Origin of the sequence: Pseudomonas vanderleydeniana (genome assembly GCF_014268755.2) — a bacterium.
Lineage (GTDB): Bacteria > Pseudomonadota > Gammaproteobacteria > Pseudomonadales > Pseudomonadaceae > Aquipseudomonas > Aquipseudomonas vanderleydeniana.
Map to the genome: position 1 here is coordinate 2408447 of NZ_CP077093.1, position 25870 is coordinate 2434316.

Consider the following 25870-nt stretch of genomic DNA (forward strand, 5'->3'; position numbering starts at 1 on the left):
ATGAGAGTCACCCATGCAAATTGCCCTGGCGCCCATGGAGGGGTTGGTCGATAACATCCTGCGCGATGTCCTGACGCGCGTGGGCGGCATCGACTGGTGCGTCACGGAGTTCATCCGCATCAACGATTCGCTGCTGACGCCGGCCTACTACCACAAGTTCGCCCCCGAACTGCTCACCGAGGCCCGTACGGCGGCTGGTGTGCCGCTGCGCGTGCAGTTGCTCGGCTCCGATCCGGTGTGCCTGGCCGAAAACGCGGCGTTGGCCTGTGAGCTGGGCTCGCAGGTGATCGACCTGAACTTCGGCTGCCCGGCCAAGACCGTGAACAAGTCCCGGGGCGGGGCGGTGCTGCTCAAGGAGCCGGAACTGCTCAACAGCATCGTCGAGCATGTACGCCGGGCGGTGCCGGTGCACATTCCGGTGACGGCGAAGATGCGCCTCGGTTTCGACAGCCCGGATGGGGCGCTGGTCTGCGGTACGGCCCTGGCCGAAGGTGGTGCGTCGCAGATCGTCGTGCATGCCCGGACCAAGGTCGATGGCTACAAGCCGCCGGCCCACTGGGAGTGGGTGGCGCGGGTGCAGGACGTGGTCAAGGTGCCGGTGTTCGCCAACGGCGACATCTGGTCGCTGGAAGACTGGCGGCGCTGCCGCGAAGTCAGTGGCGCCCAGGACTTCATGCTCGGTCGTGGCCTGGTGTCGCGTCCGGACCTGGCCCGGCAGATCGCCGCGGAAAAGGCCGGTGAAGAGGTGGTCGAGATGAGCTGGGCCGAATTGTTGCCGCTGCTCCAGGACTTCTGGCTCCAGGCTCGGGCGCAGCTTACGCCACGCCAGGCGCCGGGCCGGCTCAAGCAGTGGCTGGCAATGCTGACGCGCAACTACCCGGAGGCGGTCGAGTTGTTCGGCCTCGTGCGCCGCGAGACTGATTGCGACACGGTCAGCCGCCTGTTGCAGGTGCCTCTGTCCGAGGCCGCCTGAAAGCGGCGGCCGAAAAAATTTCCGACAATCTCTTGAAATGCGTTTGGGCGTTCCTATCTAAGGGGTACGCGATGCCGAATTCGGGTCGCGAATCAAACCACTCGCTGAATTTCAGGAGATTGACATGACTACCGCATTTTCCCTGGCTCCACTGTTCCGTTCCTCCGTGGGTTTCGACCGTTTCAACGACCTGTTCGAAACTGCGCTGCGTAACGAGCCGGGCAGCAGCTACCCTCCCTACAACGTTGAAAAACACGGCGAAGACCAGTACCGCATCGTCGTTGCGGCCGCCGGTTTCCAGGAAGAAGACCTGGAGTTGCAGGTTGAGAAGGGTGTGCTGACCGTCAGTGGCGGCAAGCGTGAACCCAAGGCTGAACACGTCAGCTACCTGCACCAGGGCATCGCCCAGCGTGCCTTCAAGCTGTCCTTCCGCCTGGCCGACCATATCGAGGTCAAGGCTGCCGGCCTGAGCAACGGTCTGCTGAACATCGACCTGCTGCGGGTCGTGCCGGAAGAGGCGAAAGCCAAGCGCATCCCGATCGGTGGGACGCAGCAACCGGCTCTGCAGCACTAAGCTCGAGCCTGCAAGACAAAACCCCGCCTCGGCGGGGTTTTGTATTTTTTGGGGTTGGCACCTTGGGTGAGTGGGGGTCTTGAGATCGATGCATCCCTGGTACAGGTGGCAACCGAGGCTTTCGAGGGACATCAGTTGCTCCGGCAACTCCACCCCTTTGGCAGTTATCATCAGCCCCAGGCTGTGGGCCATGGCGACTTGTGGCGAGCGGGCTTGCCCGCGCTGGGCTGCGAGGCAGCCCCAAACCGGCTTCCCCGGTACGCCAGGCAGAATGGGGTCGCGGGTTTCAGGGCCGCTTCGCGCCCCAGCGCGGGCAAGCCCGCTCGCCACACAAGCCTGCCCGCCACACAAGCCCGCTCGCCACATAGGTCCGTTCACCACACAAGTCCGTTCCACCCATCACCAGGATGCTAACCCCAAGAACCCAGCACGGGGATGCTCACCCGAGGAGCTTCTTGAAATCCTCCAGTGGTAGCGGCCGGCTGTGCAGGTAGCCCTGGTAGAGGTGGCAGCCCAGGCCTTCGAGAAACATCAGTTGCTCGGGCAACTCCACGCCTTCGGCAATCACCATCAGCCCCAGGCTGCGAGCCATGGCGACGATCGCGCGGATGATTTCCGCGTCGTTGGGGTCGTGGGTCGCGTCGCGGACGAACGACTGGTCGATCTTCAGCGCGTCCACCGGCAGGCGCTTGAGATAGGTCAGCGACGAATAGCCGGTGCCGAAGTCGTCCATGGCGAAACTCACGCCGAGCTTGTTCAGGCGACGCATCTTGCTGATGGTGTCCTCCATGTTCTGGATCACGATGCCTTCGGTAATTTCCAGCTTGAGCATCGAGGACGGCACGTTGTGCCTTAGCAGGCAGCGCTCCACCCGCTCGACGAAATCGGCCTGGCGGAACTGCCGCGGGCTGATGTTCACGCACAGGCTGAAGGAGTGCACGATCAGCCCCTCGCGCAACAGTACGCCGAAGGCCTCGCAGGCATGGTCGAGAATCCAGGTGCCGACTTCGAGGATCAGGCCGCTGTCCTCCAGGACCTTGATGAACTCGGTGGGTGATTGCGCGCCCAGTTCCGGGTGATGCCAGCGCACCAGCGCCTCGGCACCGATGATGTTGTTGTCGCGGGCATCCACCTGCGGCTGGAAATGCACGCTGAATTCGCCGCGCGAGAGCGCCTGGCGCAGGTCATTCTCCATGCGCAGACGCTCGCTGGCGGCTTTCTGCATGGTGCTGTGGAACATCTGGGTGATGTTGCGCCCGGAGTCCTTGGCCCGGTACAGCGCGATATCCGCGCGCTTGAGCAGGTCGGCCGGGGTCGAGCCGTGGTCGGGGATCAGTGCCACGCCAATGCTCGGCGTCACCTGCAGGCGCTGGCCGTCGAGGAACATCGGCTCGGCCAGCAATTCGCGGATGGTATCCGCCAGGTCATGGACCTTTTGCGTCACTTCGTTGCGCGAGCCTTCCAGGCCGCTGAGCAGCACCACGAACTCGTCGCCACCGAGCCGTGCCACGGTGTCCTCGATGCGGACACTGGCCTCCAGGCGCGCGGTGATCACCTTGAGCACGGTGTCGCCCACCGGGTGGCCGAGGGAGTCGTTGATGTGCTTGAAGTGGTCCAGGTCGAGAAACAGCAGGGCGCCGCGCAGGTTGTGGCGCTTGAGCAGGGCGATCTGCTGGCTCAGGCGGTCGGTCAGCATGGCCCGGTTGGGCAGGTTGGTCAGCGGGTCGTGATAGGCCAGGTGGCGGATCTGCGCCTGGGCATTTTTCAGCAGGCTGATGTCCCGGGCGGTCAGTAGCAGGCAGGCGGTCTCGTTGAGGGTGATCGGCTCGACCGAGATTTCCACCGTCAGTATGTCGCCACGCTTGTTGCGCCCGAGCATGTCGCGATGGGGGACGTGGCCGCGCTCCTTGAGTTCATCGAGCAGGGAACTGCGTTCCTTGTGGTCGGCCCAGATACCGATCTCATACACGGTGCGGCCAATGACCTCGCTGTTGGAGTAGCCGGTCAACCGGCAGAAGCCGTCGTTGACCTCCAGGTAGCGCCCGCTCTGGCGCTCGATGATGGTGATGGCGTCGGGGCTGGAGTGGAAGGCCTTGGCGAATTTCTCCTCGCTGGCCTTGAGCGCGGCCTCGGCCCGTTGTTGCTGGGTGATGTCGCGCAGGGTGGTGACGATGCAGGGGCGTTGCTCGACTTCGATCTGCCGGCTGTTGATCACGCAGGTCAGGGCCTGGCCGCTCTTGTGGTGTACGACTACGGCGACATTGTTCAGCGCCTGGTCGCGGATCACCTGCTGGATGCGTTGCAGGCGTTTGGCCGAGTCCTCCCAGAGGCCAATCTGGTCGGCGCTGCGGTGGCGGATCTCGTCGAGGCTCCAGCCGAAGGTCTGGGTGAAGGCCGGGTTGATCTCGATGAACTGGCCGGTGTCCTGCAACGTCACGCAGATCGGGTCCGGGCTGGCCTGGAACAGGCTGGCGAATTTCTCTTCCGAGGCCTGCAGGCGCTGTTCGCGCTCCACCTGTTCGGTAATGTCGAGCAGGGTGCCGGCCATGCGCAGCGGCTTGCCCTCGTTGTCGCGATAGAGTCGGGCGCGGCTTTCCAGGTAGCGCGAGGTGCCATTGTCCAGCTGGACCCGATAGGTCACCTGGTAGTTGCCCGCCGGGCCTTCGCGCAAGCTGTGGTAGGCCTCGCGCATGTTTTCGCGTTCTTCGGGCGGCACACCGTCGAAAAAGGCATCGAAGGATTCGTGGAACGGTTGTGGTTCCAGGCCGTGCAGCTGTGCTGCGCGTGCCGAGCCATAAAGCATGCCGCTGGGGATGTGCCAGTCCCAGGTGCCCAATTGGGCTGAATCCAGGGCCAGGTCGAGCCGCTCCTGGCTGTCCTTGAGGGCCTGTTCGGCATTGTTGCGCTCGGTGGTGTCGAGAAAGGTGCTGAGCAGGTAGGCCTGGCCTTCGAGTTCGACCCGCTGGGCGCTGAGGATGCCATCGTGGATCTGGCCATTGCTGGCGCGGAACTGGACCTCCTGGCTGACCGACTCGCCCCGGGTGCGCAGGGCCTGGACCAGTCGCCCGCGCTCTTCCGGATGGACCCACAGGCCCAGTTCCAGGGTGGTCATGCCGATCACCTGCAGGGCCGGCCAGCCGAACAGGCTTTCGAAATACTGGTTGGCCTCGCTGATCAGGCCGTCCTCCTCGCGGGTCAGCAGCACCATGTTGGGGCTCAGGTGAAACAGCGTGGCGAAGCGTTTTTCCGAGCTGCTCAGGGCCTGTTCGCGCTGGCGTTGCTGGGTGACTTCGCGGATCACCCCGATCATCCGTGACTTGCCGTTCTTGTCCGGCAGCAGGCTGCCGCTGATCTCCAGCCAATGCAGGCTGCCGTCCGGCCAGCGGATGCGGTGGTGCATGGCCTGTTCCACCGGTTCGCCGGCCAGCACGGCACGAAAGGTGCGTAGCGTGCGGGCACGATCCTCGGCCGGCAGCAGGTCGAGGTAGTCGACATCCTTGGGCAGCGGCTGGTGCGGGTCGAAGCCGAACAGCGCCTGGGTACCGCGGGACCAGCTGACCTGGCCGCTCTCGATATCCCAGGACCAGGCTCCCAGGCGGGCGCCATTGAGGGCGGCCAGTAACTGCGGGGCGCTTTCCCAGCTTTTTTCCGACTCGTGAGGGTCGAGAGCATGGATGCGCGGCAAGGGCGGAATACGACTAGCGTTCTTGGGCATCAACGGCAGTCCTTGGGTGAAAGGCACGTTATTGCCGCAAGAGGCCTGGGCTGAGGCAGGGCCGGCTTATGCCGCAGGGGGCGGCAAATCCGTCTGCGCATCCAGTAAGGCCATGAAGGCCCGTGCGGCATTCGACAGCGTCCGTTCGGTATGCAGGATATAGCCTAGCTGGCGAGTGAGCTGTATGCCCGGTAAAGGTATGCGCGCGACCTGTTCGTCGAGCATGGTGCGTGGCAGCACGCTCCAGGCCAGGCCGATCGACACCATCATCTTGATGGTCTCCAGGTAGTTGGTGCTCATGGCGATGTTCGGCGTCAGGCCCTGGGCCTCGAACAGGCGCTGGACGATGTGATGGGTGAAGGTGTTGCCGCCGGGGAAGACCGCCGGTCGGTGAGCGATATCGCCCAGACTGACGGTATCGTTGCTGACCAGCGGATGTTCGGGAGCGACGACGAAGTCCAGCGGGTCGTCCCATACCGGAACGGCGCGGACCAGGTGGTGGGGTTCCGGCGCCAGGGTGATGACGGCCAGTTCCGCTCGTCCGTGAAGAATTTCCTCGTAGGCGACTTCCGAATCGAGGAACTGAATGTCCAGCGCTACCTGTGGGTACTGCCGGGTATAGGCACGCAATAGCGGCGGCAGGCGGTGCAGGCCAATGTGGTGGCTGGTGGCCAGTGTCAGGCGCCCGCTGACCTCGCCGGTCAGATTGGTCAGGGCCCGGCGGGTGTCGTCGAGCACGTTGAGAATCTGGTAGGCCCGGGGTAGCAGGGCGCGGCCGGCCTCGGTCAGGCCGACCTCGCGGCCCAGTCGGTCGAACAGCCGGACGTTCAGTTGCTGCTCCAGGCCGGCGATCCGTTTGCTGATCGCCGGCTGGGTCAGGTGCAGGCGTTCGCCGGCGCCGGAGAAGCTGCCGGTTTCGGCAATCGCGATAAAGGCGTTGAGGTTGGCCAGATCCATGATCGGTATTCCAGATGGCTATCCAAAGCATAAAAATTATGAATTTGAGTTATTCACTCTAACCTCATAGCATCGACCTCACAAGCCAAAGGGTTATTGAGAACTGTCATCAATAGACCCGGGGCATAGAAACAAGCTGATGAGGAAACGTCTGATGGCTGGCAAAACGCTTTACGACAAGCTTTGGGAATCCCATGAAGTGAAACGGCGCGATGATGGGTCGTCGCTGATCTACATCGACCGTCACATCATTCACGAAGTGACCTCGCCACAAGCGTTCGAAGGCCTCAAGCTGGCCGGCCGCAAGCCATGGCGGGTCGACTCGATCGTCGCCACGCCCGATCACAACGTACCGACCACCCCTGAGCGCAAGGGCGGCATCGAGGCGATCGCCGACCAGGTGTCGCGTATCCAGGTGCAGACCCTCGACGACTACTGCGACGAATTTGGCATCACCGAATTCAAGATGAACGACGTGCGCCAGGGCATCGTCCACGTGATCGGCCCGGAGCAGGGCGCGACCTTGCCGGGCATGACCGTGGTCTGCGGTGACTCCCATACCTCGACCCACGGTGCCTTCGGCGCCCTGGCCCATGGTATCGGCACCTCCGAGGTCGAGCACGTGTTTGCCACCCAGTGCCTCGTCGCCAAGAAAATGAAGAACATGCTGGTTCGTGTCGAAGGGCAGTTGCCGATCGGCGTGACCGCCAAGGACATCGTGCTCGCCGTCATTGGCAAGATCGGCACCGCCGGCGGTAACGGCCATGCCATCGAGTTCGCCGGCAGTGCGATCCGCGACCTGTCCATCGAAGGCCGCATGACCATCTGCAACATGTCCATCGAAGCCGGTGCCCGCGTGGGCCTGGTGGCGACGGACGAAAAGACCGTCGCCTACGTCAAGGACCGTCCGTTCGCCCCGAAAGGCGCGGAATGGGACCTGGCCGTGGAAGCCTGGAAGGACCTGGTCTCCGATGCCGATGCGGTGTTCGACACCGTGGTCGAGCTCGATGCCGCCCAGATCAAGCCACAGGTCAGCTGGGGCACCTCGCCGGAGATGGTGCTCGCCGTCGACCAGAACGTGCCGGACCCGGCGCAAGAGCCGGACCTGGTCAAGCGTGGTTCCATCGAGCGTGCACTCAAGTACATGGGCCTGACCGCCAGCCAGGCGATCACCGATATCCAGCTGGATCGGGTGTTCATCGGTTCCTGCACCAACTCGCGCATCGAAGACCTGCGTGCTGCCGCGCAAGTTGCCAAGGGCCGCAAGGTGGCCGCGACGATCAAGCAGGCGCTGGTCGTACCGGGCTCGGGCCTGGTGAAGGCCCAGGCCGAAGCGGAAGGCCTGGACAAGATTTTCCTCGAAGCCGGCTTCGAGTGGCGTGAACCGGGCTGCTCGATGTGCCTGGCGATGAACCCGGACCGCCTGGAAAGCGGCGAGCACTGCGCCTCGACGTCCAACCGCAACTTCGAAGGGCGCCAGGGTGCCGGTGGGCGTACCCACCTGGTCAGCCCGGCCATGGCCGCGGCGGCTGCCATCAACGGCCGTTTCATCGACGTTCGCGAATTGATCTGAGGAAAACCAACATGAAAGCCTTTACCCAGCACACCGGTCTCGTCGCGCCCCTGGATCGCGCCAACGTCGACACCGATCAGATCATTCCCAAGCAGTTCCTCAAATCGATCAAGCGCACCGGTTTCGGTCCGAACCTGTTCGACGAGTGGCGCTACCTGGACGTCGGTTATGCCTACCAGGACAACTCCAAGCGTCCGCTGAACAAGGATTTCGTACTCAACGCCGAGCGCTACCAGGGTGCCAGCGTGCTGCTGGCGCGGGAAAACTTCGGTTGCGGTTCCAGCCGTGAGCACGCGCCGTGGGCGTTGGACGAGTATGGTTTCCGCAGCATCATCGCGCCGAGCTATGCCGACATTTTCTTCAACAACAGCTTCAAGAACGGCCTGTTGCCGATCATTCTCAGCGAGAGCGAAGTCGACGAGCTGTTCCAGCAGGTCGAGGCCACTCCGGGCTACCAGCTGACCGTCGATCTCGCGGCCCAGACCGTGACCCGTCCGGACGGCAAGGTCTATCACTTCGAAGTCGATGCGTTCCGCAAGCATTGCCTGCTCAACGGCCTGGACGATATCGGCCTGACCCTGCAGGACGGTGAGGCGATCGCGGCGTTCGAGGCCAAGCATCGCGCCAGCCAGCCGTGGCTGTTCCGCGACGCCTGATTCGATATCGGCAGGGCGGGCCCGATTCGCGGCGGTTCGGCGCTCCGACAAGCGCTGCTCCCGCAAGGTTGAAGGCGTACGCAATATCGGTGAATTGTAGGAGCAGGGCTTGTCCGCGAAGGGGGCCCTCAAACTCCACCGGCAATCCGACAAAAGGACCACCCCATGACCAGCAACGCCCACAGCCAAGTGGTACAAAAGCAGTTTGGTGAACAGGCGGCTGCCTACCTGAGCAGCGCCGTACACGCCCAGGGCGCCGAGTTCGCGCTGCTGCAGGCCGAGCTGGCCGGGCACGCCAATGCGCGGGTGCTGGACCTGGGTTGCGGTGCGGGTCATGTGAGTTTTCACGTCGCCCCGCTGGTGGGCAAGGTGGCCGCCTACGACCTCTCGCCGCAGATGCTCGACGTGGTCGCCGCAGCCGCCAGGGATCGTGGCCTGGACAATATCGCAACCGTGCGAGGCGCGGCGGAAAGCCTGCCGTTCGCCGATGGCGAGTTCGATTTCGTCTTCAGCCGCTACTCCGCGCACCACTGGAGTGATCTCGGCCTGGCCCTGCGGGAAGTGCGGCGGGTGTTGAAACCGGGTGGCGTGGCGGCCTTCATCGACGTAATGTCCCCGGGCAGCCCGTTGTTCGACACCTACCTGCAGACTGTCGAGGTGTTGCGCGATACCAGTCACGTGCGTGATTACTCGGCCGCCGAGTGGGGGCGCCAGGTCAGTGAGGCGGGCCTGCACGTGCGCAGTACCGGCCGTCAGCGGTTGCGCCTGGAGTTCAACTCCTGGGTCGAGCGCATGCGCACTCCGGCGCCGTTGCGGGTGGCGATTCGTGACCTGCAGCAGGCAATGGGCAGCGAAGTGCAGGAATATTTTGAGATTGAGGCCGATGGTTCGTTCAGTACAGATGTACTGGTGCTGTGGGCCGAGCGATAGACTTTTTCCAGGTCGCCCGGTTTCACGGTCGACCCGACAGATGACATGAGGAAAGCATGAGCAAGCAGATTCTGATTCTCCCAGGCGACGGTATCGGTCCGGAAATCATGGCCGAAGCGGTCAAGGTGCTGGAGCTGGCCAACGAGAAGTACGACCTGGGCTTCGAGCTGAGCCACGACGTGATCGGTGGCGCGGCCATCGACAAGCACGGCGTGCCGCTGGCCGACGAGACCCTGGAGCGTGCCCGTGCCGCCGACGCGGTGCTGCTGGGCGCCGTGGGTGGGCCGAAGTGGGACAAGATCGAGCGTGACATCCGCCCGGAACGTGGCCTGCTGAAAATCCGTGCGCAACTGGGCCTGTTCGGCAACCTGCGTCCGGCGATCCTCTACCCGCAACTGGCCGACGCCTCGAGCCTCAAGCGTGAAATCGTTGCCGGGCTGGATATCCTGATCGTGCGCGAGCTGACCGGCGGTATCTACTTCGGCGCGCCACGTGGCACCCGCGAGCTGGAGAACGGCGAGCGCCAGTCCTACGACACCCTGCCGTACAGCGAAAGCGAAATCCGCCGTATCGCCCGTGTCGGTTTCGACATGGCCCGCGTACGCGGCAAGAAGCTCTGCTCGGTGGACAAGGCCAACGTCCTGGCGTCCAGCCAACTGTGGCGTGAAGTGGTCGAGGAGGTCGCCAAGGACTATCCGGACGTCGAGCTGAGCCACATGTACGTCGACAACGCGGCGATGCAGCTGGTGCGTGCACCGAAGCAGTTCGACGTGATCGTCACCGACAACATGTTCGGCGACATCCTCTCCGACGAGGCATCGATGCTCACCGGCTCCATCGGCATGCTGCCGTCGGCCTCCCTGGATGCCAATAACAAGGGCATGTACGAGCCATGCCACGGCTCGGCTCCGGACATCGCCGGACAGGGCATCGCCAACCCGCTGGCAACCATCCTCTCGGTGTCGATGATGCTGCGCTACAGCTTCAACCTGAACGAAGCGGCGGCGGCCATCGAGCAGGCGGTGAGCGTGGTGCTGGACCGCGGCTTGCGCACCGGCGACATCTGGTCCGAGGGTTGCACCCGGGTCGGAACGCAGGAAATGGGTAACGCAGTAGCCGAGGCGCTGCGGAATCTGTAATCTCTCGGGCCCACCGCTTCTTTCATCCCCGGAAGCGGTGACCCACTTTTGTAAAAGGTGTAGTTGCGATGAAACGTGTAGGTCTGATCGGTTGGCGCGGTATGGTCGGTTCCGTGCTCATGCAGCGGATGCTGGAAGAGCGGGACTTCGATCTTATTGAGCCGGTGTTTTTCACCACTTCCAATGTCGGTGGCCAAGGCCCTGCCGTGGGCAAGGATATTGCTCCGCTGAAGGACGCCTACAGCATTGAAGAGCTGAAAACCCTCGACGTGATTCTGACCTGCCAGGGCGGCGACTACACCAGCGAGGTTTTCCCCAAGCTGCGCGAAGCCGGCTGGCAGGGTTACTGGATCGACGCCGCTTCCAGCCTGCGCATGCAGGATGACGCGGTCATCGTTCTCGATCCGGTCAACCGCAAGGTCATCGACCAGCAGCTGGACACCGGCACCCGCAACTTCATCGGCGGCAACTGCACCGTCAGCCTGATGCTGATGGGCCTGGGCGGTCTGTTCGAGGCTGGCCTGGTGGAGTGGATGAGTGCCATGACCTACCAGGCCGCTTCCGGTGCCGGCGCGCAGAACATGCGTGAGCTGATCCGCCAGATGGGCGCGACCCACGCGGCGGTCGCCGATGACCTGGCCAACCCGGCCAGCGCCATCCTCGACATCGACCGCAAGGTCGCCGAGACCATGCGCAGCGATGCCTATCCGACCGAAAACTTCGGCGTACCGCTGGCTGGCAGCCTGATCCCGTGGATCGACAAGGAACTGCCGAACGGCCAGAGCCGCGAAGAGTGGAAGGCCCAGGCCGAGACCAACAAGATCCTCGGTCGCTTCAAGAACCCGATCCCGGTGGACGGTATCTGCGTGCGCATCGGCGCCATGCGTTGCCACAGCCAGGCGCTGACCATCAAGCTGAACAAGGATGTGCCGATGGCCGACATCGAAGGCCTGATCAGCCAGCACAACCCTTGGGTCAAGCTGGTGCCGAACCAGCGCGAGATCAGCATGCAGGAGCTGAGCCCGACCAAGGTCACCGGCACCCTGAACATCCCGGTAGGGCGTCTGCGCAAGCTGAACATGGGCTCGCAGTTCCTCGGTGCGTTCACCGTTGGCGACCAGTTGCTGTGGGGTGCGGCCGAACCGCTGCGCCGCATGCTGCGGATCCTGCTGGAGCGTTGATTCGCCGAAGGCTTGAAAACGACCCGCGACTCGCAAGAGTCGCGGGTTTTTTGTTGGTGGGTGGTTCAGGCGGACTATTGTGGTGCTCCTGCTCCCCTGATGAATGGATTGGGATGAAGGACTTGTGGCGAGCGGCCTTGTGTGGCGAGCGGGCTTGCCCGCGCTGGGCTGCGAGGCAGCCCCAAGCCGGCTTCCCCGGTACGTCAGGCAGAATGGGGTCGCAGGTGTCAGGGCCGCTTCGCGCCCCAGCGCGGCGGTGCGGCGTTCCGACAAGCCCGCTCGCCACACGAGTCTGTTCCACCCATCACCAGCATGTTCACCAAACAAGCTCGCTCGCCACAACAGTCCGCTTGCCCAGGAGCATGGCGCCAGCATCGAGAAATTGCCTGGCCGCCCGCTCACGGGTAAAGTGCCGCTCCCCCCGTTTTGCCTGAGGAAAATCCCATGAGCCAGTCTCTTGATATTGCCGTCATCGGTGCCACTGGCACGGTCGGTGAAACCCTGGTGCAGATCCTCGAGGAGCGGGATTTCCCGGTGGCCAACCTGCACCTGCTGGCCAGCAGCGAGTCGGCAGGGCAGTCGGTGCCTTTCCGGGGCAAGAACGTGCGTGTTCGCGAAGTCGACGAATTCGATTTCGCCAAGGTCCAGCTGGCATTCTTTGCCGCAGGCCCGGCGGTCACCCTCAGTTTCGCTCCACGTGCGACGGCAGCCGGTTGTGCGGTGATCGACCTGTCGGGGGCTCTGCCGGTCCCGCAGGTGGTGCCGGAAGCCAATCCCGGGATTCTGTCCGGCCTGGGCAAACCGGTACAGGTCGGCAGCCCGAGTGCTTCGGCCACCGCGCTGGCCGTGGCCCTGGCGCCGCTCAAGGGCCTGCTGGAGATTCGCCAGGTGAGCCTGACCGCGTGCCTGGCGATGTCCAGCCAGGGGCGTGAAGCGGTCAGTGAGCTGGCTCGCCAGACTGCGGAACTGCTCAACATGCGCCCGCTGGAACCGCGTGTTTTCGACCGCCAGGTGGCCTTCAACCTGCTGGCTCAGGTCGGCAAGCCGGATGCCCAGGGACATGTGCCGTTGGAAAAACGCCTGGTCAATGAGTTGCGCGAACTGCTGGAAGCACCTTTACTAAAAATTTCAGTCACTTGCGTTCAAGCCCCGGTGTTTTTTGGCGATAGCTATAGTGTGTCCCTGCAGGCCGCTGCCGACGTCGACCTGCAAGCGGTGAACGAGGCGCTGGAGGCTGCTGCTGGCATCGAGCTGGTGGACGCTGACGATTATCCGACCGCGGTCGGTGATGCCGTCGGCCAGGATGTGGTCTACGTCGGACGGGTCCGCCATGGCGTGGATGACCCGGCGCAGCTCAACCTGTGGCTGACGACGGACAACGTGCGCAAGGGCGCGGCACTGAACGCCGTGCAACTGGCTGAGCTGTTGATAAAAGACCCGCTGTAAAAGATACTTGGCGACAATTTGCAGAATGATTCTGGCCTGACGCTATGCTCAGGCTGGTTGCTGAAGGTGAGCTGCCCCACGGGCACTTGCAGGGGCATCGGCGACAACAGGGTGACGCAGTCACATTTTCAGAGCTGCACACCATGCCGAAAGGCAGCTACACCACCTTCTCGCTGGCCGAGGAACGCACAAACAAAGGAAGAGGCTGATGGTTCAAGTTCGCAAACTGGTGTTAGCAATAGCGGCCGCTTCGGCGCTGTCTTCCGGTATGGCGCATGCCCTTGGGCTGGGGGAGATGACCCTGAAGTCGACCCAGAACCAGCCACTGCTGGTGGAAATCGAATTGCAGGACGTTGGTGGCCTCAGTGCTTCCGACATCGTTCCCAGCCTCGCTTCTCCCCAGGCGTTCAGCGATGCCGGCGTCAATCGCCAGGACTTCCTGAATGACCTGACCTTCACGCCGGTCATCAATCCCAACGGTCGCAGTGTGGTTCGGGTCACCTCGAGCAAGCCGCTGTCCGAAGCCTATGTGCGCTTCCTGGTCCAGGTGCAGTGGCCTCAGGGCCGGCTGATGCGTGACTACAGCGTGCTGCTCGACCCATCGAAATACGCCCCGGCCGGCGAAGCCGCCAAGCCTGCTGTCGCGCCGACCGCGCCAGTCACTGCGCCGACGAAAGCCAAGCAGTACACCACCGGTGCCAAGGATACCCTCTGGGAAATCGCCGCCCGTGAGCGTAATGGCGCTTCCGTGCAGCAGACCATGCTGGCTATCCAGGCCTTGAACCCGGGGGCCTTCGTCGGTGGCAACATCAACCGGCTCAAGACCGGCCAGGTGTTGCGCATGCCTGACACCGTGCAGAGCACCGCCCTGCCGCAGTCCAAGGCCATCGCCGAGGTAGCCGCACAGAACGCCGCCTGGCGCCAGGGCCGCCGTACGGGCCAGGGGCATGGCGGCAAGCAGCAGATCGACGCCACCCGACACAAGGGCGGCCAGGGTGCACCTGCTGCCGGCGAGCACAAGGACAAGCTGAGCCTGGTGTCCGCCGAGAGTGGCAAGAAGGGTGGCAAGGGCGCGGCCGGTGATAGCAAGAATCTCACCAACAAGCTGGCGATGACCCAGGAAAGCCTCGACGCCACCCGTCGTGACAATGCGGAGCTGAAGAGCCGCATGGAAGACCTGCAGAGCCAGCTGGACAAGCTGCAGCGTCTGATCGATCTCAAGAACGACCAACTGGCCAAGCTGCAGGCCGAGGGTGCGGCCGCCGCTGCTGCGCCGGCCCCGGCTCAGCCGGCAGTATCGGCTGAACTGGTGGCCAAGCCTGTGGCTCCTGCTCCGGCTCCGGTTGCCGCTACGCCGACACCTGCTCCAGCCGAGGCTGCCAAGCCGATCGAGCCTGCGCCCCAGCCGGCGCCCACCGAAGAGCGCAAGCTCGACGACCTGCTGTCCAGTCCGATCCTGATGGGCCTGATCGCCGGTTCCGTGGTGCTGGTGGCGTTGCTGCTCCTGTTGTTGCTGGTCCGTCGTCGAAAGGCCCAGCAGGAAGCCGAGAAGCATCAGCGCATGGCCAAGGCGCTGTCCGAGGAAACCGACTTCTCGGCTGACCTGGACATGCCGGAAAGCAGCTTCGAGGGCCTGGAGGTACCCGCGCCCAATGTAAAGTTGGCGCCGGCCCCGGCGCCGGCTCCCGCAGTTGAACATCCGATCGATGTGCTGGGTCAGGCCGAACTGCATATCCAGCGTGGTAGCCTGAACCAGGCCGCCGATCTGCTGGAAGAGGCAGTCAAGCTGGAGCCGCAGCGCAGTGATGTGCGTCTGAAGCTGATGGAAGTCTACGGTCGCCAGGGTGACCGCGATGCGTTCGTGCGCCAGGAGCAGCAATTGCCGGCCACGGGTGACAACCCGGCCAAGGTCGAGCAGCTCAAGAGTCGCTTCCCTAACATGGTCGTGGCGGCGGCTGCGGCTGCGGTCGGTCTTGGGGCGGCAGCTGCCGCAGCCGAGCTGGATGAACAGTTCGTCCAGGACCTGCTGCAGGATGACGAGCCGGCTCCGGTTGTCGTTCCGGAGCCCGTGGTGGCCGCGCCTGAACCGGCTGCGGACGTGTTCGACAATGACTTCGATCTCAGCCTGGATGACCTGGAAGCCGCTTCTGCGGCGGTGACCCCGGTCGCTGCTCCGGCTGTCGAGGAAAGCCTGGACGACCTGCAGCTCGATGACGACCTCAGCTTCGATTCGGTGCTGGCGCAGCAGACCGCGGCCAAGGACGAGCTGGATGGCCTGGACGACCTGGCCGACTTCGACCTGGACCTGGGAGGGGATGAGCCGGTCGCTGCGCCCCTGGCCGATGACGACTTCCTGCTCGGGCTGGCCGACGATCCGAAGGTGCCGGAAGGCGAGGTTCCGACTCTGGATGCGCTGGACGACCTGGGGCTGCCGGCGGACTTCGACCTGTCGCTGGCCGATGACCTGGCTGGCAGCGATCTGGGGGCCGATGACCTGGCGATCGATGATCTGCTGGCTGACACCGGGCCGAATGCTTTCACCAACGAGCTCGATGACGTCAATGCCGAGCTGGATCGCCTGTCGCAGAGTCTGGAGCAGCCGCCGCTGGCAACGCCGAGCTTCACTGAGCAGGAGGACGCGCTGGGTGATGACGAGCCGGAGTTCGATTTCCTCGCAGGAACCGATGAGGCGGCGACCAAGCTCGATCTGGCCCAGGCCTACATCGACATGGATGACAAGGATGGCGCCCGCGACATTCTGGCTGAAGTGATCAGTGAAGGCAGTGACGTGCAGAAGACCGAAGCCCAGGAAATGCTCAAGCGCCTGGCTTGAGTCGATCCGCCCGCGATAGACACGACGGCAGCCCTCGGGCTGCCGTTGTCGTTTGCGTGGCGGGCCGATGGTCACTCAGCTCAGCAGGTCCTCGTAGAAGGCGCCGAACGGGCGCGTTGGATGGGCGATCTGGATTTCCAGGATCCATAGGCCGACATCCGGGCAGGCTTCGAAATCGCCCAGATCGCCGGCGCGGTAGATGGCGTGGGGGAAGTCGCTGACCCTGTGGCCCTTGATCTCCAGGTTCAGGATCCAGCCCATGGCCACGGCCTGTTCCTCGGCGTAGCGATACAGTTCGGGGCCACTGACGCGCTGTTGTTCCCAGTGATCCCGGACACGATCGAACAGGGTCTTGGCCGCTGCTGCGCAGGCGATCATCTCGGGGTCGTTGCCCGTGGTGAGCGTAGCGCCCGAGTCGCCTTCGTGGCGGTCCCAGACCACGCCCAGGTCGATGAAGAAAATATCGTTCTCGCCCAGCGCCGGGTCGCCCTCGGAGCGCTGCTTGAAGGTCTTCAGGGTGTTGGTGCCGAAGCGGATCAGTAGGGGGTGCCAGATGCGGTCCATGCCTTGTTCCTTGAGAACTTCAAGGCCCATCGCCCGGGCTTGCGACTCGAGCATGCCGGGCTTTATGCGCCGGGCCATTTCCTCGATGGCCTGCCAGGTCATGCGTTTGGCGTGGAGCATGCCGTCCAGGCTGTAGGCCTGGCCGACCGCCTGTTTATCGATTGCGTTCATTCATCGGCTCTCGGGTAGGGGGTCTATCGTTATGTTTTTTTGTATATAGCGATATTTTCCGCGGTGGCGCAATCTTCGCGGCCGACGCCTGGCTGTCGCGTGCTGCAAACTAATAGCATCCGGTGCGTGGCGTCCTTGGGCGACGGCCTTATAATGCACGCCTTTGCGTCCATCATCAGGCTGTAAGTTCTTGGCAAATATAGATAACCCGGCTGCCGAAATGGCGGCCGAAGGCTTTTACCGAATCGCCCTGGGTGTGGAATACAAGGGCTCGCGCTATCGCGGCTGGCAGCGCCAGGCCTCGGGTGTGCTGTCGGTCCAGGAGACCCTGGAAGACGCGCTGTCGAAGGTGGCGGATTCGCCGGTTTCGCTGATGTGCGCCGGGCGTACCGATGCCGGGGTGCACGCGTGCGGGCAGGTGGTTCACTTCGATACCCGCGCCGAGCGCTCGATGAAGGCCTGGACCATGGGCGCCAACATCAACCTGCCCCATGACATCAGTGTCAGCTGGGCCAAGGTCATGCCGGCGCATTTTCATGCCCGTTTCAAGGCGATCGCCCGGCGCTACCGGTACGTGATCTACAACGACCAGATCCGCCCGGCGCACCTCAACGAGGAAATCACCTGGAACCACCGGCCGCTGGATGAACAGCGCATGGCCGAGGCCGCGCGCTACCTGGTAGGTACCCACGACTTCAGTGCCTTCCGCGCCGGGCAGTGCCAGGCCAAGTCGCCGATCAAGGAAGTGCATCACCTGCGGGTGACCCGGCACGGCAAGATGATTGTCATCGATATCCGGGCCGGCGCCTTTCTGCACCACATGGTGCGCAACATCGCCGGAGTGCTGATGACCATCGGGGCCGGCGAGCGTCCGGTCGAGTGGGCCCGTGAAGTGCTGGAAAGCCGTATCCGCCGCACGGGTGGGGTGACCGCGCATCCGTTCGGCCTGTACCTGGTGCAGGTGGAGTACCGCGACGAGTTCGAGTTGCCCGAGCGTTATATCGGGCCACACTTCCTGACCGGATTCTCGGAGCTTGCCGGCTGACGCCCGGAAAAGCATTTGCTACCATCCGGGACTTTATCCGGAAAACCTTGGGGTTCTGACGAAATGTCCGCCGTTCGCAGCAAAATTTGCGGAATCACCCGCATTGAAGATGCGTTGGCCGCGGTCGAGGCCGGAGCCGATGCCATCGGGTTCGTGTTCTATGCCAAGAGTCCCCGGGCGGTGACCTTCCAGCAGGCGCGGGCCATCATTGCCGCGCTGCCGCCGTTCGTCACCACCGTGGGCCTGTTCGTCAACGCCAGCCGTTGCGAACTGGGCGAAATTCTCGACGCGGTGCCGCTGGACCTCTTGCAGTTCCATGGCGATGAGACCAGCGCGCAGTGCGAAGGCTTCAATCGGCCGTACATCAAGGCGCTGCGGGTCAAGGCCGGTGACGACATCGCCGCGGCCTGCCAGGCCTACCCCGGGGCCAGTGGCATCCTGCTCGACACCTATGTCGAAGGCGTGCCGGGGGGAACCGGTGAGGTATTCGACTGGTCTCTGGTGCCGCAGGGCCTGGACAAGCCGATCATCCTGGCCGGTGGCCTGACCGCGGACAACGTGGCGCAGGCCATCGCCCAGGTCAAGCCGTATGCCGTGGATACCAGCGGTGGGGTCGAACTGAGCAAGGGCATCAAGGACCCCGCGAAGATCAAGGCGTTCATCCAGGCCGTACGCGCCAGTTGATCGCCGATGTGACGGGCGGCAATCTGCCGCCGTCCATGCTTACCGCCACAGAAAACAGGCGGGCCCGGTTGTCCGACGGGCCGAAAACGAATTGGAGAAAGAAAGCATGAGCAACTGGTTAGTAGACAAACTGATCCCTTCGATCATGCGTTCCGAGGTGAAGAAGAGCTCGGTGCCCGAGGGCCTGTGGCACAAGTGCCCGTCGTGCGACGCGGTGCTCTATCGTCCGGAGCTGGAAAAGACCCTGGACGTCTGCCCCAAGTGCAACCACCACATGCGTATTGGCGCCCGCGCCCGCATCGACATCTTCCTGGACGCCGAAGGCCGTGCCGAGCTGGGGGCTGACCTGGAGCCGGTCGACCGCCTGAAGTTCCGCGATGGCAAGAAGTACAAGGACCGCCTGAGCGCGGCGCAGAAGCAGACCGGCGAAAAAGACGCCCTGGTCTCGATGAGCGGTACCCTGCTGGGCATGCCGATCGTGGTGTCCGCGTTCGAATTCTCGTTCATGGGCGGTTCCATGGGTGCCATCGTCGGCGAGCGTTTCGTGCGTGCCGCCAACTATGCCCTGGAAAAACGCTGCCCGATGGTCTGCTTCTCGGCTTCCGGCGGTGCGCGGATGCAGGAAGCGCTGATCTCGCTGATGCAGATGGCCAAGACTTCGGCCGTGCTGGCTCGCCTGCGTGAAGAAGGCCTGCCGTTCATCTCCGTATTGACCGACCCGGTCTACGGTGGCGTTTCCGCCAGCCTGGCGATGCTCGGCGACGTGATCGTCGGTGAGCCGAAGGCGCTGATCGGCTTCGCCGGCCCGCGCGTGATCGAGCAGACCGTGCGCGAGAAGCTGCCGGAAGGCTTCCAGCGCAGCGAGTTCCTGCTGGAGCACGGTGCCATCGACATGATCATCCCGCGCCAGGAACTGCGCCCACGCCTGGGTAGCCTGCTGGCCCAGATGATGGGTCTGCCGACGCCGGCTTACGTGGCGGCACCTGTCGAGCCTGTCGTTGTTCCACCGGCCCCGGCAAACGTATGACCGAACGTACCCTGGGCGACTGGCTCGCCTACCTGGAGCAATTGCATCCATCGGCCATCGACATGGGGTTGGAGCGCTCGCAAGAGGTAGCGAACCGCATGGGGCTGGGCAAGCCGGCGCCTCGGGTAGTGACCGTGACCGGCACCAACGGCAAGGGCTCGACCTGTGCCTTCGTGGCCTCCCTGCTCATGGCGCAGGGCCTCAAGGTCGGTGTCTACAGCTCGCCGCATCTGCTGCGCTACAACGAGCGTGTGCAGATCAATGGTGTCGAGGCGAGCGATGCCCAGTTGTGCGAAGCCTTCGTCGCACTGGAGGCCGGTCGTGGCGAAACCTCGCTGACCTATTTCGAGATGGGCACCCTGGCGGCGTTCTGGCTGTTCGAGCGTGAGCAGCTGGATGCCGTGGTGCTGGAAGTGGGGTTGGGCGGGCGTCTGGACACGGTCAACGTGGTCGACGCCGACTTCGCCCTGGTGACCAGCATCGGTGTCGATCATGCCGAGTACCTGGGCAACACCCGTGAGTCGGTGGCCTACGAGAAGGCCGGGATCTTCCGTGCCGGCCGGCCGGCGCTGTGTGGCGACCTGAACCCGCCCCAGCCGCTGCTGGACAAGGCGCGCGAGCTGGGTAGCCCGCTGTTCCTGCGTGGTCGCGACTTCGATCTCGCTTCCACCGAGCGGTATTGGCAGTGGCGGGGGCTTGATGACAAGGGCCGGCCGCTCGAGCTGCAGGACCTGCCGTTGCTGGACCTGCCGATGGAAAACGCCGCGCTGGCGCTCCAGGCCTATGCATTGATGGGCTTGCCCTGGCAGCCCGAGCGTATCGCCGCAGCGTTGCAGGCAACGCGGATCGTGGGTCGGCTGGACCGGCGCACCGTCAATTGGCAGGGGCGGCCGGTCAGGTTGATGCTGGATGTCGGGCATAATCCGCATGCCGCCGAGTACCTGGCCCAGCGCCTGGCGCGCCAGCCGCTGGCCGGGCGACGCCTGGCGGTGTTTGGCCTGCTGTCGGACAAGGATCTCGATGGCGTGCTGGCGCAGTTGCAGGCCCACGTGCAGCATTGGGCGGTCACGTCGCTGCAGTCGCCGCGCAGTCGCCCGGCCTCGGACCTGCAGGCTGCCTTGCAGGCCCGTGGTGCGGCGGTGACGGCTTACGAAAGTGTTGCGGCGGCATTGGAAGGGCAGTGTGCCCAGGCCGAAGCCGGTGATGAGATTTTGTTGTTCGGATCGTTCTTTTGCGTAGCCGAGGCGCTGGAATGGCTGGCCCGGCGCGACACGGAGGAAGCTGCAGATGGCATTGCTGGATAGGGCTTACAAGCAGCGGATGGTTGGCGCGCTGGTATTGGTGGCGCTGGCGGTGATCTTCCTGCCGATGCTGTTTTCCCGTCAGGATGAGCAGCGTCAGGTGCGTGTCGACCCACCGCCGGCGCCGCAGGCTTCGGCCATGCCCCAGGTGCGTGTCGAACCGGTGGCGGTGCCTGAGCCGCAGGTGCTGCCGCAGGAATCGATGCCGCCTGAGGAAGACGAGGTGGTGGCTGCTCCGGCAGCGCCCGCGGCCAAGCCGGTCGTTACGGCTCCTGTCGCACCCGCCGCCAAGCCGGTGGCTCCAGCGGTCGCGACCAAGCCGGCGACGCCGGTGCCTGCCCCGGCCGCCAAGCCAGCGGCTGCCCCCGTGCAGACGCCAGCCCAGGTCGTGGCACAGGCCCCTGCCAAGCTCGATACCACGCAGAACCGCGTGGACCCCAACGGCCTGCCGATCAGCTGGTCGGTGCAGTTGGCCAGCCTGTCGAGCCGAGAGGGCGCCGAGAGCCTGCAGAAGAACCTGCGTAGTCAGGGCTACAACGCCTATATCCGTTCCGCCGAAGGCAAGAACCGGGTATTTGTCGGTCCCCTGATCGAGCGCGCGGAGGCTGATCGCCTGCGTGACCTGCTCGGTCGTCAGCAGAACCTGAAGGGTTTTGTCGTCCGTTTCCAACCCGAGCGCGGTTAAGCGCCGGGTTGTACGAAATCCACCGAACAATCGCCTTACCAGCAAGGCGGCGCTCTGCTAAAATGCGCCGCCTTATCCGTCTGTAGGCTGCACTGTGCCATTTACCTGGGTTGACTGGGCGATTATCGCGGTAATCGTCGTTTCTGCTTTGATCAGCTTGAGCCGCGGCTTCGTCAAGGAAGCCTTGTCCCTGCTCACCTGGATCATCGCCGGTGTCGTCGCCTGGATGTTCGGTGGCTCGCTGTCCGTGTACCTCACCGACTATATCCAGACACCTTCGGCACGCGTGATCGCGGGCTGTGCAATCATGTTCGTCGCGACCCTGCTGGTCGGCGCCATGATCAATTACCTCATCGGCGAGCTGATTCGCGTCACCGGCCTGTCCGGGACCGATCGCTTTCTCGGCATGGCCTTCGGCGCCGCGCGTGGCGCGCTGCTGGTGGTCGTCGCGGTCGGGCTGCTCAGCCTCGGGCCGGTACAGCAGGACCAGTGGTGGCAGGAGTCCCGGCTCGTGCCACAATTTTTAATGGTTGCAGATTGGTCAAAGAACCTCATATTGGGGTGGAGCAGTCAGTGGCTAGCCAGCGGAATCAGCGTACCCGCTGATATTCCGTTCAAGGAGCATCTCTTGCCGGGCAAACCCGCCCAGTAAGAGTCGTTCAGTTCAGATTCATTAAGTAGGGGTTGCGTCGCATGTGTGGCATCGTCGGTATCGTCGGTAAGTCGAACGTCAATCAGGCGCTGTATGACGCGCTAACCGTGCTCCAGCACCGCGGCCAGGACGCTGCCGGTATCGTGACCAGCCATGACGGCCGGTTATTCCTGCGCAAGGACAATGGATTGGTCCGCGACGTATTCCAGCAGCGCCACATGCAGCGCCTGGTAGGTCACATGGGCATCGGTCATGTGCGCTACCCGACTGCCGGCAGCTCGACTTCGGCTGAAGCCCAGCCGTTCTACGTCAACTCGCCATACGGCATCACCCTGGCGCACAACGGCAACCTGACCAACGTCGAACAGTTGGCCAAGGAAATCTACGAGTCCGACCTGCGTCACGTGAACACCAACTCCGACTCGGAAGTGCTGCTCAACGTGTTCGCCCATGAGTTGGCCCTGCGCGGCAAGCTGCAGCCGACCGAGGAAGACGTGTTTGCCGCAGTCACCGACGTGCACAACCGTTGCGTTGGCGGCTACGCGGTGGTGGCGATGATCACCGGCTACGGTATCGTCGGTTTCCGCGATCCCCATGGCATCCGTCCGATCGTGTTCGGTCAGCGTCACACCGATGAAGGCGTCGAGTACATGATCGCCTCCGAGAGCGTGTCCCTGGATGTGCTCGGCTTCACCCTGATCCGCGACCTGGCCCCGGGCGAAGCGGTCTACATCACCGAAGACGGCAAGCTGCACACCCGTCAGTGCGCGACCAACCCGAGCCTGACCCCGTGCATCTTCGAGCACGTCTACCTGGCGCGTCCGGACTCGATCATCGACGGTGTGTCGGTGTACAAGGCGCGTCTGCGCATGGGTGAGAAGCTGGCCGAGAAGATCCTGCGCGAGCGTCCCGACCATGGCATCGACGTGGTCATCCCGATTCCGGACACCAGCCGTACCGCGGCCCTGGAGCTGGCGAACCACCTGGGTGTGAAGTTCCGCGAAGGCTTCGTGAAGAACCGCTACATCGGCCGGACCTTCATCATGCCGGGCCAGGCCGCACGGAAGAAATCCGTACGCCAGAAGCTCAACGCCATCGAGCTGGAATTCCGCGGCAAGAACGTGATGCTGGTGGACGACTCGATCGTGCGCGGCACCACCTGCAAGCAGATCATCCAGATGGCCCGTGAAGCCGGCGCGAAGAACGTCTACTTCTGCTCGGCGGCACCAGCCGTGCGTTACCCGAACGTCTACGGCATCGACATGCCGAGTGCTCATGAACTGATCGCCCACAACCGTACCACCCAGGACGTTGCCGACCTCATCGGTGCCGACTGGCTGGTCTATCAGGACCTGCCGGACCTGATCGAGGCCGTGGGCGGTGGCAAGATCAAGATCGAACAGTTCGACTGTGCGGTATTCGACGGCAAGTACGTGACCGGCGATATCGACGAGCACTATCTGAACCGGATCGAGCAGGCGCGCAACGACGCGGCCAAGGCCAAGACCCAGGCGGTCAGCGCGATCATCGACCTTTACAACAACTGATTGGAACCCGGCCCTGCGGCGCGGCGTCTGGTATGCCGCGTTCCTTGAACTGGCCGCGATCCCTGTAGGAGCAGGGCTTGCCCGCGAAGAGGCCGCCCAAGGCCACCAAAAGCTTCGCGGGCAAGCCGCGCGCCTACAGTCATATGCGTCTCTCCAGGGGCCGGTTCCGTATCTTCCAAAGATTGAGAGCAAGGAGTGGCAGCATGAGTCAGGAATGGGATGCCGGTCGGCTGGACAGCGATCTCGACGGCGTAGCCTTCGACACCCTGGCCGTCCGTGCCGGTCAACACCGCACCCCGGAAGGCGAGCACAGCGACCCGCTGTTCTTCACCTCCAGCTACGTGTTCCGCACCGCCGCCGACGCGGCCGCGCGCTTTGCTGGCGATGTGCCAGGTAACGTCTATTCGCGCTACACCAACCCGACCGTACGCTCCTTCGAAGAGCGCATCGCCGCCCTGGAAGGCGCCGAGCAGGCCGTGGCGACCTCGACCGGCATGTCGGCGATCATGGCGGTGGTCATGAGCCTGTGCAGTGCCGGCGACCATGTGCTGGTGTCGCGCAGCGTATTCGGTTCCACCATCAGCCTGTTCGAGAAGTACTTCAAGCGCTTTGGCGTCGAGGTCGACTACGTGCCGCTGGCGGAACTGTCCGGCTGGGACGCGGCGATCAAGCCCAACACCAGGCTGTTGTTCGTCGAGTCCCCTTCGAACCCGCTGGCCGAGCTGGTCGATATCGCCGCCCTGGCGGAAATCGCCCATGCCAAGGGCGCGCTGCTGGTGGTCGACAACTGTTTCTGCACGCCGGCGGTACAGCAGCCGCTGAAGCTGGGTGCGGACGTGGTGGTGCATTCGGCGACCAAGTACATCGATGGCCAGGGTCGTTGCATGGGTGGGGTGGTCTGCGGTCGCAGCGAGCAGATGAAGGAAGTCGTCGGCTTCCTGCGTACCGCCGGACCGAGCCTCAGCCCATTCAATGCCTGGATCTTCCTCAAGAGCCTGGAAACCCTGAACCTGCGCATGCGTGCGCACTGCGCCAACGCCCTGGCCCTGGCCGAATGGCTGGAGCAGCAGGACGGCATCGAGAAGGTTCACTACGCCGGCCTCAAGAGCCATCCGCAACACGAGCTGGCCCAGCGTCAGCAACGCGGTTTCGGGGGGGTGGTGAGTTTCGAGGTCAAGGGTGGGAAAGAGGGCGCCTGGCGCTTCATCGACGCCACCCGGATGATCTCGATCACCGCCAACCTGGGCGACAGCAAGACCACCATCACCCACCCGAGCACTACTTCCCACGGCCGCCTGTCGCCGCAGGAGCGTGAAGCGGCGGGCATCCGTGACAGCCTGATCCGCGTGGCGGTCGGCCTGGAAGATGTCGCGGACCTGCAGGCCGACCTGGCGCGCGGCCTGGCTGCGTTGTGATCGAGTTGGACTTCGACGCGACCGTTGCTAGCAACGGTCGCGTCGCGCTGGTGACTGGCGCGGCGCGGGGCATCGGCTTGGGGATCGCGGCCTGGCTGATCAGCGAAGGCTGGCAGGTGGTGCTGGCGGATCTCGATCCGGTGCGTGGTGGCAAGGTGGCCGAGGTGCTTGGCGAGAATGCCTGCTTCATCACCATGGACGTCTCTGACGAGGCGCAAGTGGCCCGTGGCGTGGCCGAGGTGCTGGGGCGTTTTGGTCGGCTCGATGCGTTGGTGAGCAACGCGGCGATTGCCGATCCGCACAATATCACCCTCGAAAGCCTCGACCTGGCGCACTGGAACCGGGTGCTGGCGGTCAATCTCGGTGGGCCGATGCTGCTGGCCAAGCATTGTGCGCCGTACCTGCGCGCGCATTGCGGGGCGATCGTCAACATCGCCTCGACCCGTGCCTCGCAGTCGGAGCCGGATACCGAGGCGTATGCGGCGAGCAAGGGTGGCTTGCTCGCCCTGACTCATGCGTTGGCGATGAGCCTCGGTCCGGAGATCCGTGTGAACGTGGTCAGCCCGGGCTGGATCGATGCCCGTGATCCGGCGCAGCGTCGGGCCGAGCCGCTGGGCGAGGGCGATCATGCCCAGCATCCGGTGGGCCGGGTCGGCACGGTCGAGGATGTGGCCGCGACGGTGGCGTGGTTGTTGTCGAAAAGCGCAGGCTTCGTCACAGGCCAGGAATTCGTGGTCGATGGCGGCATGAGCAAGAAGATGATCTACGCCGAGTAGGGGGCTGCAGCCCGCTTGGCATGAGG

Annotated in this window: 21 protein-coding genes; 18 read left to right on the top strand and 3 right to left on the bottom strand. The window is 63.9% G+C overall.

The genetic code is table 11. The features are described from left to right. Nucleotides 1–13 precede the first annotated feature (13 nt). Complete coding sequence (locus HU752_RS10900) at nt 14–973, top strand: tRNA dihydrouridine synthase (protein ID WP_186689049.1); 960 nt, start codon at nt 14–16, stop codon at nt 971–973. A 124-nt stretch (nt 974–1097) separates the two neighbouring features. Further along, entirely contained in the window at nt 1098–1547 is a 450-nt protein-coding gene (locus HU752_RS10905; protein ID WP_186689047.1) for an Hsp20 family protein, read from the top strand. 439 nt (nt 1548–1986) lie between these two features. Here the strand turns inward: HU752_RS10905 and HU752_RS10915 are convergent, their stop codons facing one another. Both HU752_RS10915 and HU752_RS10920 read right to left on the bottom strand, forming a co-directional pair. Continuing rightward, nucleotides 1987–5262, bottom strand: a complete 3276-nt coding sequence (locus HU752_RS10915) for a PAS domain S-box protein (RefSeq protein ID WP_186689045.1) — start codon at nt 5260–5262, stop codon at nt 1987–1989. A 66-nt stretch (nt 5263–5328) separates the two neighbouring features. Next, nucleotides 5329–6219, bottom strand: a complete 891-nt coding sequence (locus tag HU752_RS10920; RefSeq protein ID WP_186689043.1) for a LysR family transcriptional regulator — start codon at nt 6217–6219, stop codon at nt 5329–5331. 154 nt (nt 6220–6373) lie between these two features. On the opposite strand from HU752_RS10920, the gene leuC reads away from it, so the two are divergent. From leuC to HU752_RS10955, 7 genes are all read left to right on the top strand, one after another. Next, nucleotides 6374–7792, top strand: a complete 1419-nt coding sequence (leuC, locus tag HU752_RS10925) for a 3-isopropylmalate dehydratase large subunit (protein ID WP_186689041.1) — start codon at nt 6374–6376, stop codon at nt 7790–7792. Between the two features lie 11 nt (nt 7793–7803). Continuing rightward, nucleotides 7804–8448 carry a 3-isopropylmalate dehydratase small subunit gene (leuD, locus tag HU752_RS10930; RefSeq protein ID WP_186689038.1) on the top strand — a complete coding sequence of 215 codons (645 nt, stop codon included), beginning with the start codon at nt 7804–7806 and terminating at the stop codon, nt 8446–8448. Nucleotides 8449–8613: 165 nt separating this feature from the next. After that, a complete protein-coding gene (locus HU752_RS10935; protein WP_186689035.1) occupies nt 8614–9378 on the top strand; it encodes a class I SAM-dependent methyltransferase in 765 nt (254 codons plus the stop codon). A 56-nt stretch (nt 9379–9434) separates the two neighbouring features. Continuing rightward, nucleotides 9435–10517: a 3-isopropylmalate dehydrogenase gene (gene leuB, locus HU752_RS10940; RefSeq protein WP_186689032.1), complete on the top strand. Its 1083-nt coding sequence runs from the start codon at nt 9435–9437 to the stop codon at nt 10515–10517. Nucleotides 10518–10585: 68 nt separating this feature from the next. Further along, a complete protein-coding gene (asd, locus tag HU752_RS10945) occupies nt 10586–11698 on the top strand; it encodes an aspartate-semialdehyde dehydrogenase (protein ID WP_054059667.1) in 1113 nt (370 codons plus the stop codon). A gap of 444 nt (nt 11699–12142) precedes the next feature. Then, entirely contained in the window at nt 12143–13144 is a 1002-nt protein-coding gene (locus HU752_RS10950) for an aspartate-semialdehyde dehydrogenase (RefSeq protein ID WP_186689029.1), read from the top strand. Between the two features lie 208 nt (nt 13145–13352). Beyond that, nucleotides 13353–15977 (top strand): motility hub landmark protein FimV, encoded by a 2625-nt coding sequence (locus tag HU752_RS10955; protein WP_186689027.1) that lies wholly within the window; start codon nt 13353–13355, stop codon nt 15975–15977. 75 nt (nt 15978–16052) lie between these two features. Here the strand turns inward: HU752_RS10955 and HU752_RS10960 are convergent, their stop codons facing one another. Next, complete coding sequence (locus tag HU752_RS10960; protein ID WP_186689026.1) at nt 16053–16712, bottom strand: M24 family metallopeptidase; 660 nt, start codon at nt 16710–16712, stop codon at nt 16053–16055. Nucleotides 16713–16932: 220 nt separating this feature from the next. Here HU752_RS10960 and truA point away from each other — a divergent pair, with 220 nt between their 5' ends. From truA to HU752_RS11005, 9 genes are all read left to right on the top strand, one after another. Continuing rightward, nucleotides 16933–17757 (top strand): tRNA pseudouridine(38-40) synthase TruA, encoded by an 825-nt coding sequence (gene truA, locus HU752_RS10965; protein ID WP_186689056.1) that lies wholly within the window; start codon nt 16933–16935, stop codon nt 17755–17757. Between the two features lie 63 nt (nt 17758–17820). Next, complete coding sequence (locus tag HU752_RS10970) at nt 17821–18441, top strand: phosphoribosylanthranilate isomerase (RefSeq protein WP_186689025.1); 621 nt, start codon at nt 17821–17823, stop codon at nt 18439–18441. A gap of 106 nt (nt 18442–18547) precedes the next feature. Beyond that, entirely contained in the window at nt 18548–19468 is a 921-nt protein-coding gene (gene accD / locus HU752_RS10975) for an acetyl-CoA carboxylase, carboxyltransferase subunit beta (protein ID WP_186689024.1), read from the top strand. Beyond that, complete coding sequence (gene folC, locus HU752_RS10980; protein WP_186689023.1) at nt 19465–20772, top strand: bifunctional tetrahydrofolate synthase/dihydrofolate synthase; 1308 nt, start codon at nt 19465–19467, stop codon at nt 20770–20772. Before accD ends, folC begins: the two co-directional genes overlap by 4 nt. Continuing rightward, nucleotides 20756–21454 (top strand): SPOR domain-containing protein, encoded by a 699-nt coding sequence (locus HU752_RS10985; RefSeq protein WP_186689022.1) that lies wholly within the window; start codon nt 20756–20758, stop codon nt 21452–21454. Before folC ends, HU752_RS10985 begins: the two co-directional genes overlap by 17 nt. A gap of 94 nt (nt 21455–21548) precedes the next feature. Beyond that, nucleotides 21549–22106 carry a CvpA family protein gene (locus tag HU752_RS10990; RefSeq protein WP_186689020.1) on the top strand — a complete coding sequence of 186 codons (558 nt, stop codon included), beginning with the start codon at nt 21549–21551 and terminating at the stop codon, nt 22104–22106. A 41-nt stretch (nt 22107–22147) separates the two neighbouring features. Beyond that, nucleotides 22148–23653 carry an amidophosphoribosyltransferase gene (purF, locus tag HU752_RS10995; RefSeq protein WP_017904424.1) on the top strand — a complete coding sequence of 502 codons (1506 nt, stop codon included), beginning with the start codon at nt 22148–22150 and terminating at the stop codon, nt 23651–23653. Between the two features lie 203 nt (nt 23654–23856). Beyond that, nucleotides 23857–25068, top strand: coding sequence for an O-succinylhomoserine sulfhydrylase (locus HU752_RS11000; protein ID WP_186689018.1), 1212 nt, complete (start codon nt 23857–23859; stop codon nt 25066–25068). Continuing rightward, complete coding sequence (locus HU752_RS11005; RefSeq protein WP_186689016.1) at nt 25065–25844, top strand: SDR family oxidoreductase; 780 nt, start codon at nt 25065–25067, stop codon at nt 25842–25844. The genes HU752_RS11000 and HU752_RS11005 overlap by 4 nt, the downstream gene beginning before the upstream one ends. Nucleotides 25845–25870: the final 26 nt, after the last annotated feature.